The organism is Gordonia iterans (assembly GCF_002993285.1).
GTDB lineage: Bacteria > Actinomycetota > Actinomycetes > Mycobacteriales > Mycobacteriaceae > Gordonia > Gordonia iterans.
Genome location: NZ_CP027433.1, coordinates 1292801 through 1305741 on the forward strand (window position 1 = coordinate 1292801; position 12941 = coordinate 1305741).

Consider the following 12941-nt stretch of genomic DNA (forward strand, 5'->3'; position numbering starts at 1 on the left):
GCGGCGACATGCGCGAATGCGTCATGTGCGGGCGTGATTCAGGGGTTCCGCAGCTAGGTTACTGCTGCTAACTTAACGCCGGTAACCATTTCGACGAGCTCAATGAGCGACGACGAGCTCAATGAGCGACGACGACACGACGAGGATCACACATGCTGGAGCGTCTGACGAGGCGAGTGATCGCCGCCCCGAAACTCGTGTTGTCGCTGACCCTGGTCTTGCTTGTCGCCGCAGGCATCTACGGCGCCGGCGCCGCGGGGAAGATGCTCGCCGGCGGCTACGAGGACCCCGGCTCCGAATCGACCCACGCCTCCCAAGTGCTCGACGAGGTGTTCGGGCAGGCCGGTGCGCAGGTGGTGATCAAGCTCGACGGTCCGTCCGGAACGGACATGGCGACCGACCCGGCCGCCAAGGCGGTGGGCACGGAGATCACCGACCGCCTGGCCACTCTCGACTACGTGCAGCAGCCGGTGCTGACGGTGTGGAACTCCCCGCAGCTCGCCGGGGAACTGCTCAGTCGCGACAAGACCTCCACGCAGATCGTCTTCGGCGTCGACGGCGGCGATGAGCACGCGCCGCGACATGCGCAGGAACTCTCCGACGAGTTGACGGGAACCCGGCAGGGCATCGAGATCAAGGTCGCCGGACCGGCGCTGGTCTACAAGCAGGTCAACGATCAGACGTCGAAGGACCTGCTGATCGCCGAGGCCATCGCCATCCCGATCAGCTTTCTGCTGCTCATCGTGATCTTCGGCGGCGTCGTCGCCGCGGCGCTGCCGGTGCTGGTCGGCATCGTCTCGATCATCGGCACCATGGCGCTGCTGCGGGTGATCGCCGAGTTCGTGGATGTGTCGATCTACGCGCTGAACCTGACGACGGCGATGGGGCTGGCCCTCGCGATCGACTACACGCTGCTGATCGTCACCCGATACCGGGAAGAGGTGGGCCGGGGGCTCCCGCGGCCCGATGCGATCGTGCGCACGATGAACACAGCCGGGCGCACGGTGATCTTCTCCGCGGTGACGGTCGGCCTGTCGCTCGCTGCGCTTGCGATCTTCCCGATGTACTTTCTGCGCTCGTTCGCCTACGCCGGCCTCGGTGTGGTGGCGGTGGCACTGATCGCCGCGGTGGTGGTGACGCCCGCGCTGATGATGGTGCTCGGCGATCGGATCGACGCACTGGACCTGCGGCGCGCCGTCCGGAAGATGCGAGGCCGGCCCGAACCCGAGCCGAAGCCGCTGGAGGAGGGATTCTGGTATCGCAGCGCGCAGTGGGTGCTGCGCCATGCGGTGCCCGCCGGTCTGGCGATCACGACCCTGCTGATCGTGCTGGGACTGCCGTTCTCCGGGATCAAGTTCGGCTTCCCCGACGACCGCGTCCTCCCCGAATCGGCGAGCGCCCACGCGGTGCAGAAAGAGATCCGCGAACAATACGACGAGAGCTCGTCGTCGAACACCATCGTGGTGATCGAAGGAACGGTCGGCGATCAGGCGATGGCGTCGTACGCCTCGGAACTGTCGAAGGTCGACAAGGTGACGGCGGTGTCGAGTCCGGCCGGCGTCTACCGCGACGGCGTGGTGGTCGCGCCTGCGCAGCCGGATCTGGTCGACGGCGATCATGCGCTGATCAACATCACCGGCGACGTCGAGCCGATGCAGGACGACGGCCAGCGCCAGATCGAGGAGCTGCGCGACGTGCCCAGGCCGGACGGTGCGACGGTGAGCTTCACCGGCCTGGCCGCGGTGAACGCCGACGTGGTGTCAGCCATCTACCAGAACCTCCCGTGGGTACTGCTGGTGATCGCGGTGGCCACCTACCTCCTGTTGTTCCTGTTCACCGGCAGCGTCGTGCTCCCGTTGAAGGCGCTGGTTCTGAACGTGCTGTCGCTGTCGGCGACGTTCGGCGCGATGGTGTGGATCTTCCAGGACGGGCACTTCGGCGGATTCGGCACGACGGCCACCGGCATCCTCGTGGCGACCATGCCGGTGCTGATGTTCTGCATCGCATTCGGTCTCTCGATGGATTACGAGGTGTTCCTGCTGGGCCGGATACGGGAGGAGTGGCTCAAATCGGGCCGGACGCGCGAGGACAACGACCGCGCCGTCGCGGTCGGTCTGGCTCGCACCGGCCGGGTGGTGACGGCCGCCGCCCTGCTGATGGCGATCGTCTTCGCCGGGATCGCCGCATCGCAGGTCTCGTTCATGCGAATGTTCGGCGTGGGCCTGGCGCTCGCGGTACTGATGGATGCGACGCTGATCCGCATGGTGCTGGTGCCGGCGTTCATGCGGCTGGCCGGCCGATGGAATTGGTGGGCGCCCAGACCGCTGCGCCGGCTGCACGACCGGATCGGCCTGACCGAGGAGTGACGTGACGGGGGGAGTGGAACGATGGGGAGATGCCGGGTGCGCAAGCGATCGCCCCGCGGCTCGGGGGAGCAGCTGGCCGAGGAGATTCTGGAGGCGACCACCGACCTGCTGATCGCGGGCGGCGGTTCCGCAGGGGTGTCGGTGCGCGCCGTCGCCGACCGCGTCGGCGTCACGCCGCCGTCGATCTACCTGCACTTCACGGACAAGGAAGAACTGCTCGACGCTGTGTGCGCGCGCTTCTTCGAGCGGTTCGACGCGGTGATGATGGCCGAATCGGCCGACGCCGCCGACGTCGTCGAACGTGCCCTGGCGCAGGGGCTGGCGTACGTGAGGTTCGCGCTCGACAATCCGGTGATCTTCCGGGAGGCGTTCGCACGCTCGACGTCGGCCCCGACGCAGACCGATCAGGTGCTCATGGCGTCGGCGATCCAGCACTTCTCCGAGACCGTCGCCGAGGCGATGGACGCCGGGCTGCTCCCGCCGGGTGATGTGACCGGAATGGTGCTGCGGCTCTGGTCGGTGGCGCACGGGGTCGCCGACCTGATGACCGCCAAGCCGGGGTTGCCGTGGGGCGACGGACTGACCGTCGCCGAGGACGTACTGCGGGCCGCCTTCAGCGGATTTGTTCAAGACTCGGTAAAGTTGGAACCAATGCGACCCGACGTACGTTGAATAGACGTGAGCGACCGCATCCACCCTTTGAAGGAGCAATAAGTGCGCGAGAGCAGCAACCCGGTTATGCGCGGAGTGATCCGCGACAACCAGCCTGCCCCCTACGCCGGTTTCGGTCAGGCCATCCCCGGTGCCCAGACCGGCATGATGCAGGCCGGTCAGCAGGCCAACCCGTACCAGCAGCAGAACTACGCCCCGACCACCGCGGGCCGCACCATCACCATCGACGACGTTGTGATGAAGACCGGCATCACCCTCGGTGTGCTGATCGCCGTGGCCATCGCGACCTACGCGGCGATCGTCACCCGCGCGACCGAGTCCGCTCAGTTGTCGCTGGCCATGCCGCTGCTGCTGGTCGGCGCCCTCGGCGGGTTCGTCCTGGTGCTGATCGCCTCGTTCGGGCGTAAGCAGGACAATCCGGCCATCGTGCTCTCGTATGCGGCGCTCGAAGGTCTCTTCGTCGGTTCCATCTCGTTCGTGTTCGCGAACGTCGTGGTCGCCGACGGCGTCAGTGCCGGAACCATGATCGGCCAGGCAGTCCTGGGCACACTCGGCGTGTTCTTCGGCATGCTGATCGTCTACAAGGTCGGCGCGATCCGCGTGACCCCGCGCTTCACCCGCATGCTGATGGCCGGTCTGGTGGGCGTCCTGGTCCTCATGCTGGGCAACCTGGTCCTGGGCCTGTTCGGCGTGGACATGGGTATCCGCAGCGGCGGCCCGATCGCGATCATCTTCTCGCTGGTCTGCATCGCGCTGGCGGCGTTCTCGTTCCTGCTCGACTTCGACTCGGCCGACCGGCTGGTCAAGGCCGGCGCTCCGGAGAAGGCCGCGTGGGGTGTCGCCCTCGGCCTGACCGTCACCCTGGTCTGGCTGTACGTCGAGATCCTGCGGCTGCTGAGCTACCTGAACAGCGACTAGCCGCGCCGGTCGAGCTGCTTGCTCGCCAGTTGAGCGACCAGATCGCTGGTTGAGCTCGTCGAAACCCAAAGAGTGCGGCCAAGTGGTTCCTGGGGAACCACTTGGCCGCACTCTTTTGCGCTCGGTGGGATCAGATGGGCGGGATCAGCTCAGGCGTTCGAGGATCATCGCCATGCCCTGGCCGCCGCCGACGCACATGGTCTCCAGACCGAAGGTCTTGTCGTGCGTCTGGAGGTTGTTGATCAGCGTCGTGGTGATGCGGGCGCCGGTCATGCCGAACGGATGGCCCAGGGCGATCGCGCCGCCGGAAACGTTCAGGCGGTCGTGGTCCATGCCGAGCTCGGCGGCCGAGCCGAGCACCTGCACGGCGAAGGCCTCGTTGAGCTCGTAGAGGTCGAGGTCGTCGATCGTCATACCGGCGATCCGGAGGACCTTGCGGACCGCCTCGATCGGGCCCAGACCCATGATCTCGGGGGAGAGGCCGGTGGCGGCGGTGGCGACGACGCGCGCGAGCGGGGTGAGGCCGAGTTCCTTGGCCTTGGTGTCGCTCATGATGACGAGCGCGGCGGCGCCGTCGTTGAGCGGGCAGGCGTTGCCTGCGGTCACGGTGCCGTCTGGTCGGAAGACCGGCTGCAGCTGGCTGATCTTCTCGTAGGTGGTGCCGGCTCGGGGGCCGTCGTCTGCGGTGACCTTGGTGCCGTCCGGGAGGGTGATCGGATCGATCTCCCGAGCGAAGAATCCGTCGGCGATCGCCTTCTCGGCCCGGTTCTGGCTGAGCACGGCCCAGCGATCCTGGTCCTCGCGTGAGATCCCCGTGTAGCTCGCGACGTTCTCGGCGGTCTGGCCCATCGCGATGTACACGTCAGGAAGCAGGCTGTCCTCCCGAGGATCGTGCCACGGGCCCTGGCCGCCCTGCGCCGCGAGCGCGGTGCGAGCCTCGGCCTCGTTGAACAACGGGTTCTTGGAGTTCGGCAGTCCGTCGGCGGCGCCGGCGGTGCCGAAGCTGGACACGCTCTCGACTCCGGCGGAGATGAAGACGTCGCCCTCACCGGCCCGGATGGCGTGCAACGCCATGCGGGTGGTCTGCAGCGACGACGAGCAGTAGCGGTTCACGGTGACGCCCGGAACGTGGTCCAGGCCGAGCTCGACGGCGACGACGCGGGCGATGTTGTATCCGCCGGCACCGCCGGGCTGGCCGATGCCCAGGTGGATGTCTTCGATGTCGGACAGGGCGAGCTGGGGAACTTTCGAGATCGCTGTCGCGATCATCTGTTCGGCGAGTTCGTCGGGGCGCAGGTCCTTGAGAGAACCCTTTCCGGCGCGGCCGATCGGGGAGCGGGCAGTGGCGACAATCACGGCTTCTGGCATGTCGTCAGCGTAACCCAGCGGTCGGGACGGCCGGACCGGAGTCGAGTTCGTCGTGCGGGAGTGTCACGATAGGAGGTATGCGCATCGCGAATCATGTCGTGGACCTCGTCGGAAACACACCACTGGTCAAGCTCACTTCGGTCGCCAAGCCGGGAGCGGGTCTGGTCGCGGCGAAGCTCGAGTATTTGAACCCGGGCGGCAGCTCGAAGGACCGCATCGCCACCCGGATGATCGACGCCGCCGAGGAGTCCGGTGAACTGAAGCCCGGCGGCACCATCGTCGAGCCGACGTCGGGCAACACCGGCGTCGGTCTGGCGCTGGTGGCTCAGCAGCGCGGGTACAAATGCGTGTTCGTGTGCCCGGACAAGGTGGCCGAGGACAAGCGGAACGTGTTGCGCGCGTACGGCGCTCAGGTGGTGGTGTGCCCGACAGCAGTGCCCCCGGAGCACCCGGACAGCTACTACAACGTCTCCGACCGGCTGGTCCGTGAGATCGACGGCGCGTGGAAGCCGAACCAGTACGCGAACCCGAACGGACCGCGCAGCCACTACGAGACCACCGGTCCGGAGATCTGGGCCGACACCGACGGCACGGTGACGCACTTCGTCGCCGGCGTCGGCACCGGCGGAACCATCACCGGCACCGGCCGCTACCTCAAGGAGGTGTCGGAGGGGCGCGTCAAGATCGTCGGCGTCGATCCCGAAGGCTCGGTGTACTCCGGCGGCTCAGGCCGGCCGTACTTGGTGGAGGGCGTCGGTGAGGACTTCTGGCCGGACGCCTACGACCCGACGGTGCCCGACGAGATCATCGCGGTGTCCGACGCGGACTCTTTCGAGATGACCCGCCGCCTCGCACGCGAAGAGGGCCTGCTGGTCGGCGGCTCGTGCGGCATGGCCGTGGTCGCCGCGCTGGAGGTCGCGGAGCGGGAGGGGCCGGACGCCGTGGTCGTCGTGCTGCTGCCCGACGGCGGCCGCGGGTATCTGTCGAAGATCTTCAACGACGAGTGGATGAGCAGCTACGGCTTCCTGCGCACGCCGCTGGAGGGCGAGAAGCCCGAGTCGACCGTGGGTGAGGTGCTGCGCGGCAAGACCGGTGCGCTGCCGGACCTGGTGCACACGCATCCGCAGGAGACGCTCCGCGACGCGATCGAGATCTTGCGCGAGTACGGCGTCTCGCAGATGCCCGTCGTGGGCGCCGAGCCGCCGGTGATGGCCGGCGAGGTGGCCGGGTCGGTGAACGAGCGCGACCTGCTGTCGGCGGTGTTCGAGGGACGCGCGTCGTTGGCGGATCCAGTGTCCGCGCACATGGGTCCGCCGTTCCAGATGATCGGCTCCGGCGAACCGGTGTCGGCAGCGCTGGAAGCTTTGAGCGCCTCGGATGCGTTGATGGTGGTGGAGGACGGCAAGCCGATCGGCGTGATCACTCGGCATGATCTGCTCGCGTTCGCCAGTAGCCATCCGTTGCCGACTCGTGAGGACAGCAAGAAGTGACCGACCAGGGACTGCCGACTACCGCAGGATTTTCGACCAAGGCGATTCACGCGGGCTGGGAACCCGACGGCCGGACCGGTGCGGTGAACGTGCCGATCTATGCGTCGTCGACCTTCGCGCAGGACGGCGTCGGCGGCATGCGCGACGGCTTCGAGTACGCGCGTACCGGCAACCCCACGCGCCGGGTGCTCGAGGAGAACCTGGCCGCGCTCGAGAACGGCGCGTACGGGCGCGCCTTCGCGTCGGGCATGGCCGCGACGGATGCGATCCTGCGGGCGGCGCTGCGTCCCGGCGACCACCTCGTGATCCCCAACGACGCCTACGGCGGGACGTTCCGGCTGATCGACAAGGTGTTCTCGCAGTGGGGGATCGAGTACTCGGTGGCGCCGATCGTCGACCCCGAAGCGATCGCCGCAGCGATGACCCCCAAGACCAAGCTGGTATGGGTGGAGACGCCCACCAACCCGCTGCTGAACGTCGGCGACATCGCGGCGATTGCGGACGTCGCCCACTCGGGCGGGGCGAAGCTGGTGGTGGACAACACTTTTGCGACGCCGTACCTGCAGCGTCCGATCGATCTCGGCGCCGACGTCGTCGTCCATTCGACGACGAAGTATCTGGGCGGGCACTCCGACGTGGTGGGCGGCGCGATCGTCACCGACGACGAGCAGTTCGACGCCGACGTCGCCTTTCTGCAGAACGGTGCCGGTGCGGTGCCGGGACCGTTCGACGCGTATCTGACGATGCGCGGGATCAAGACGCTCGCGGTACGGATGGATCGGCACAGCGACAACGCCGAGAAGCTGGTGGAGGTGCTCTCGGGCAGCTCGAAGGTGGCGTCGGTGCTGTACCCGGGCCTGGAGTCGCATCCGGGACATGACTTCGCCGCTGCGCAGATGCGCCGGTACGGCGGCATGATCTCGGTGCGGCTGGCCGGCGGTCGTGAAGCGGCGCTGGACTTCTGCGCGCGCACCAAGATCTTCACGCTGGCCGAGTCGCTGGGCGGGATCGAGTCGCTGATCGAGCACCCCGGCGCGATGACGCACGCCTCGACCGCCGGTTCGCTGCTGGAGGTGCCCGACGACCTCGTCCGGTTGTCGGTGGGTATCGAGGACGTCGACGATCTGATCGCGGACGTCGAGCAGGCGCTCGGCTGAGCTGAACCGGCCGCGCTTCACGGGTCGGGTCGAGATCAGGGTGCCGAGCACCCTCGGCTCTGACTGGCACCCTCAGCTGGAGGTGCCAGATCGAGTTTCGGGTGCCCAGCACCCTTGTTTCGGGTGGGCATATGCCGCTTCGCCCGGGGTTCTCCGGTCGAGGCGAAAGAATCTCGAAGAGAAATGGAACCGAAGCGGCACCTGGTGCGTCTAAATCTGTGAACGATCGAAACCGTTGGTCGGGGGGACGGCGGATTCGGAGTTCGAGGAGGGCGGGCAGCTACCGCGGTCGGGGGACGGTGGCTACGCGCCTGTCGGGGAAGACTGTGCCGGGGGTCGTCGTCGGGGGGAGGCGGCCTCCGGCGCAGCCTCGGAGGAGTCATCGACGACGACGGAGGACGACGTGAGCGAACTGGTCTCGATCGAGGCAGTGTGGCGCGACCGGGCCAAGATTGCCGCCGAAGCTGCGGAGGAACTCGCAGATCTCATCCCGGCTCTTCGGCGAGTCTTATCAAGAAACACACTCGGCGAAGACTGCGCCGAAGGTGAGGCGATGTACGGTCAGCTACGAATCGTCGTCGCGGGCGGCGTAGACGTACTCCGTGACGCGATGACGGATGCGCAAGTCCTGGCGTCGCGCTGCCGTGCATCGGCCTCCGCGTACGCTGGCGCCGATTCCCTGCCGGAGTGAGGTCCAAGTGCTGCGCAGCCGTGCACCCTTGGTGAGACTCGTAGCAATAACTGCATATTGCTTGGCTGTGACTTCCTGTGCACATGTCGAGAGTTCCGGACGCGACCATTCGAAAAGTGCGCTGATTCACTCCACGGCTGCTGGAGTGGCTGAGACACATGAGCTGCCCTTCGACACGACGTTAACTCAGCGTTGGAACGGTGCAAACGACGGCACAACCTACGAACCCTGTACAGCGTTGAGTCCAGGTGGCCTCTTCGCCCTCGGTATAGTGCCTGACTCCGTAGCAGATGCGGCCGCGACCGATGGACAAACCGCCAGGGGTTGCTCCTGGAAGTACGTTGGGTCTGTGGGAGACCACTGGACGGTAAGTCAAATCGTGGGGAACTCGCCGAGCCTCGAGCATGAGAAGAAGCGGGCGTCAACTTCGGTCGATGAATGGCTGCCTGATGTGAACATCGGCGGACGGATAGTCGGGGTTCACCACCTAATCATCGGCGGAGACTGCGAAACATACGTCCAATCCGGAAAGGCTGCGGTGAGCACGATCGTCGTGACGCTCGATACGGGCGTGCCAGTCTCCGAGATCTGCGATAGGGCGATCGCGTTCACCAGGGCGACGATCGACAAGATCCCTCACTGAGCGGGGAGTGGGGTGGCGGAGGTTCCGTTCACGCCGGCGGCCCACTCGGCGAGGACGTCGTCCCACGACGACGGGCGCAGGTCGAAGTCCCGGACGAGTCGTCCCTCGCCCATCACCGCGGGGGCGCGCCAGAGGTACTGCTGATTGTGCAGTTCGCGCGCCATCGGGGAGACCAGCCCTGCCGCCGAGAACGCGGCCGCCGGTATGCGTGAGACCGCGGGCGCAGGTCGTACGCCGTCTGCACCGTGCAGGGCCTCGGATGCGCGGCGCGCCATCTCGCGCTGGGTGAGCGGCGGCAGTGACGGGGCGAGGAGAACGGCGTCGCCGTCGGGAGCGAACTCGTCGGCGCGATCGGCCGCGGTCGCCATGGCGCGGGTCAGATCCGGGATGTAGGTCGCCGACCGGGGCGCGTCCGGGTCGCCCAGCACCCAGGCTCGACGGCCACGGGCCACCGGAGTGAGCACCATCGCAAGGAACACCGACGTGGCAGGCGCCGCTGTCGGACCGAGTAGATCGGCAGCCACCACCGAGAGCGTCTGGGCCGGGTGTGCCGCACGGTTCCGCAGCAGGGCCGCACGTACCCGGCCGAGAGGTGCGACCGGATCCAGCGGCGAGTCTTCCGCGAGGCGCTGAGCCCCCATGCCGAAGGCGTACACGGACTCGGGAAACACGACCGGCACACCGTACTCGGCGGCGACGTCCATGACGGCCCGCTCCCGCTGCGGCAGATCTCGCTCCCACGCCTTCGCGCTGTAGCGGGTGTGCGTGCAGTGGAAGACGGCCTCCGCACCCGCCATCGCTTCACGGAGAAGTCCCCTATCGCCGGCGTCGCCCTGGATGAGGGTGGTCCCCGGCAGCGGAACGGCCGAGCGGCGCAGGACCGAGACCTGGTGCCCGCCGCCGACGAGGTCGGCGGCGAGCTGGGTGCCGATCTGGCCGGCCCCGGTGACGAGGTGCTGCATGGCTTTCCTCCTAAGTGTGAGCACTGCTCTCGTTACGTGTCGACGACGATATCGAAGCCTGGACGCCGGCGCAAGAGCACTGCTCTCGAATCACGACGGGAGGGATGTCGGTTCCCGGGGATGGGGTTTGTCGTGATTCGTCAATTCGGTTGGGCGGCAACACTATTCGGATGCACAACACGGTGGGCAGACAATCCGGTGTGCATCCAGCAGATTGAAGAGGTGTCGTCGCGCGAAGGTGGTTACCTGCAGTGGGACACCTATGCGTTCTCCTTCGCCAATCGGCTTCTGACCGTGCGCCAGCAGCGTGGCTATTCGCAGGAGGAACTGGCGAATCGGAGTGGGCTGCACCGGAACGCGGTGTCCAATCTCGAGCGCGGAACCAGCAATCGAGAGCCCTTCGTGTCGGACCCTCAGCTGTCGACGGTGTACCGGCTGGCGCACGCTCTCGAGGTCCCGCCGTCGTACCTCCTGCCCGACGTGAACACGCCGCGCCTGCCGAAACGATCTGCCGAGCAGGCGAGCGACACCGCGATGTCGCGCGTGGAGGAGACCCTTCACCGGCTGGTGCCGCGTCCGGACGCGCCGAAGAACAAGGCGGCGACTACCGACAAGAAGCGCTGAGGGATTCCGGCGGACCGTCCGGACGGGGACGCGGGTATCCGGTGCTCAGCAGCCCGATGCACGAGGGCCGGGCTGCAGTGAGACTGCGGCCCGGCCCTCGGCGGCGGGTGTCAGTGCTGGTAGGGCTCTGCGCTCACGACGGTCACAGTGACCTCCGCGCCGCTGGGCACCCGGTACGAGCGGCTTTCGCCGACCTTGGCGTCGAGGATCGCCGCGCCGAGCGGTGAACTCGGGGAGTAGACCTCGACGTCGGTCGCGATGCTCTCCTCGCGGGTGGCGATGAGGAAGGTCTCGGTGTCGGACTCGTCGTCGTCGAAGTAGACGGTGACGATGGAGCCCGGGAGCGCGACGCCCGACTGGGTCGGGGCCTGACCGATCTTCGCGTTGTTCAGCAGATCCTGCAGCTGGCGGATGCGGGCTTCCTGCTGGCCCTGCTCTTCGCGCGCTGCGTGGTAGCCGCCGTTCTCCTTGAGGTCGCCCTCTTCGCGGCGCTCGTTGATCTCCGCAGCAATGACGTCTCGATTCGCGATCAACGCATCGAGTTCCTCTTTCAGACGCTGGGCAGACTCGGGGGTCAGCCAGGTCACACCTGTGTCGGTCATTGTGGATCTCCTTTGCTGTCCGCCATTGGACTGCGCGTTCGTCTACAGCCGCATTCGATCAGTCTCTAGATGCAGCAACACGACCCCTCGCGGAGCCGTGCGTCACCCAGGCTACCAGTCGGTGTGTCTCAACGCACACGACATCACGTCTGACCTGCACGTCGACGCGGCAGCGTCGTCGGACGAGGGTGCGTTCAGACGCGGTCGAGCGCCTGTGCGTACGACGGTTCCGCGCGCTTGAGGTAGCCGATGACGCCGTAGGTCGCGGGCATGACGATGATCTCGACCAGTGTCTTCCAGAGGAAGCCGGCCGCCACGAACGACACGAACTGGCCCCAGGTCTCGACTCCGATCACGGGGGCCGCGATGGCGCAGAAGATCACGGTGTCGAAAAACTCGCCGACCACCGTTGAGCCGAGGAGCCGGGCCCAGAGCTGGCTCTCTCCGGTCCACTCCTTCATCTTGACCAGCACGTACGAGTTGCTGAACTCGCCGACGAGGTATCCGGCGAGACTGGCGACGACGAGTTGCGGCACAGCTCCGACGACCGCTTCGAGCGCGGCCTGGTTCTCGTATCCGTCGAGCGGGGGTAGGGCGATCGTCGCGGTGAACACCAGCGATGCGAGGATCAGCACCCCGAATCCGGTCCAGATGGTGCGCCGCATCGCGCGGAAGCCGTACACCTCGCTGATTACGTCACCGATGACGTAGCTGAGGGGGAAGAGGAAGAAGGCGCCGTCGGTGACGAGCCAGCCGCCGAACAGTCCGACGCCTTTGGTGGCGGCGATGTTGCTGATCAGCATGATGCCGACGAAAACCGCCATCAGGACCGGGTAGTAGGGAGAGGAAAGGGTCGCGAAAACTGCTTTGGGCGCCGGGCGCGTGGCGCCCGGCTGTCCAGAGTGTGTCGGCTCCTCGGTCACGGGTGGTACCTCACTTGTCAGGTTTCAGATAGGCCGGCACCGAGGTGGTGCAGCCGAATACCTCACCGATCACCGGTGGCCGGGAGGTGTAAACAGTCGTCTGGGCGCCCACCTGGACCGCGCCTGGCGGAATCAGCACCTCGCGCCGGCCGACTTCCGAACCGTCGAGCGCCCGGCCGCGAACGATGCAGGCCACCGGCGCGTCCGGGTTCTTCCGGTTCACCGTGTAGCGCACTTCGACCGCATCCGAACCGAGGACCTCGTGACCGACGGCCTGACCGGAGACCTCGGGGTCGCCGAACTGCTTGAATCCGATGTACGCCAGCGCCACACCGGCGATCACCACTGCCACCGAGCAGATCAGGAACCAGCGGCGACGACTGGACGGCGATTGCTCGACCGGGTACGTCGCCCGCGGGCCGCTCTGTGGTTTCGGCTGGTCGGCGACCCCGTCTGAACTGCTCACGCGTCAATACCTACCATGTAGGGGAGTACCGAGCGAAGGTGAGGAAGCGTGACCGACAG

The 12941-nt window shown here is 66.9% G+C and carries 13 protein-coding genes; 8 read left to right on the plus strand and 5 right to left on the minus strand.

The genetic code is table 11. The features are described from left to right. The first annotated feature begins 152 nt into the window (after positions 1-152). The 3 genes from C6V83_RS06035 to C6V83_RS06045 are packed head-to-tail and all read left to right on the plus strand — an operon-like array spanning position 153 to position 3956. The gene (locus C6V83_RS06035; protein ID WP_105941630.1) at positions 153-2366 is read left to right on the plus strand and encodes an MMPL family transporter; all 2214 of its coding nucleotides are present in this window, start codon (positions 153-155) and stop codon (positions 2364-2366) included. Between the two features lie 36 nt (positions 2367-2402). After that, positions 2403-3038, plus strand: coding sequence for a TetR/AcrR family transcriptional regulator (locus C6V83_RS06040; protein ID WP_234353890.1), 636 nt, complete (start codon positions 2403-2405; stop codon positions 3036-3038). Positions 3039-3080: 42 nt separating this feature from the next. Then, positions 3081-3956: a Bax inhibitor-1/YccA family protein gene (locus C6V83_RS06045; RefSeq protein WP_105941632.1), complete on the plus strand. Its 876-nt coding sequence runs from the start codon at positions 3081-3083 to the stop codon at positions 3954-3956. A 144-nt stretch (positions 3957-4100) separates the two neighbouring features. Here the strand turns inward: C6V83_RS06045 and C6V83_RS06050 are convergent, their stop codons facing one another. Further along, positions 4101-5324: an acetyl-CoA C-acetyltransferase gene (locus tag C6V83_RS06050; protein ID WP_105941633.1), complete on the minus strand. Its 1224-nt coding sequence runs from the start codon at positions 5322-5324 to the stop codon at positions 4101-4103. Positions 5325-5401: 77 nt separating this feature from the next. On the opposite strand from C6V83_RS06050, the gene C6V83_RS06055 reads away from it, so the two are divergent. From C6V83_RS06055 to C6V83_RS06070, 4 genes are all read left to right on the plus strand, one after another. Then, positions 5402-6814 carry a cystathionine beta-synthase gene (locus C6V83_RS06055; protein ID WP_105941634.1) on the plus strand — a complete coding sequence of 471 codons (1413 nt, stop codon included), beginning with the start codon at positions 5402-5404 and terminating at the stop codon, positions 6812-6814. After that, positions 6811-7971 (plus strand): cystathionine gamma-synthase, encoded by a 1161-nt coding sequence (locus C6V83_RS06060; RefSeq protein WP_105941635.1) that lies wholly within the window; start codon positions 6811-6813, stop codon positions 7969-7971. The genes C6V83_RS06055 and C6V83_RS06060 overlap by 4 nt, the downstream gene beginning before the upstream one ends. Before the next feature lie 403 nt (positions 7972-8374). Further along, on the plus strand, positions 8375-8662 hold the full coding sequence (locus C6V83_RS18285; protein WP_159067455.1) for a hypothetical protein: 288 nt from the start codon (positions 8375-8377) through the stop codon (positions 8660-8662). Beyond that, the gene (locus C6V83_RS06070; protein WP_105941637.1) at positions 8589-9305 is read left to right on the plus strand and encodes a DUF3558 family protein; all 717 of its coding nucleotides are present in this window, start codon (positions 8589-8591) and stop codon (positions 9303-9305) included. Before C6V83_RS18285 ends, C6V83_RS06070 begins: the two co-directional genes overlap by 74 nt. Here the strand turns inward: C6V83_RS06070 and C6V83_RS06075 are convergent. Then, positions 9299-10267 (minus strand): NAD-dependent epimerase/dehydratase family protein, encoded by a 969-nt coding sequence (locus tag C6V83_RS06075; RefSeq protein WP_105941638.1) that lies wholly within the window; start codon positions 10265-10267, stop codon positions 9299-9301. The two genes, C6V83_RS06070 and C6V83_RS06075, sit on opposite strands and share 7 nt — an antisense overlap. A 120-nt stretch (positions 10268-10387) precedes the next feature. Here C6V83_RS06075 and C6V83_RS06080 point away from each other — a divergent pair, with 120 nt between their 5' ends. After that, entirely contained in the window at positions 10388-10891 is a 504-nt protein-coding gene (locus C6V83_RS06080) for a helix-turn-helix domain-containing protein (protein WP_105941639.1), read from the plus strand. 110 nt (positions 10892-11001) lie between these two features. On the opposite strand, the gene greA is transcribed toward C6V83_RS06080, so the two are convergent. From greA to C6V83_RS06095, 3 genes are all read right to left on the minus strand, one after another. Beyond that, positions 11002-11493, minus strand: a complete 492-nt coding sequence (greA, locus tag C6V83_RS06085) for a transcription elongation factor GreA (RefSeq protein ID WP_105941640.1) — start codon at positions 11491-11493, stop codon at positions 11002-11004. Positions 11494-11687: 194 nt separating this feature from the next. Further along, complete coding sequence (locus C6V83_RS06090; RefSeq protein ID WP_105941641.1) at positions 11688-12317, minus strand: queuosine precursor transporter; 630 nt, start codon at positions 12315-12317, stop codon at positions 11688-11690. Positions 12318-12426: 109 nt separating this feature from the next. Further along, on the minus strand, positions 12427-12882 hold the full coding sequence (locus C6V83_RS06095; protein ID WP_105941642.1) for a DUF4307 domain-containing protein: 456 nt from the start codon (positions 12880-12882) through the stop codon (positions 12427-12429). Between the last annotated feature and the right edge of the window lie 59 nt (positions 12883-12941).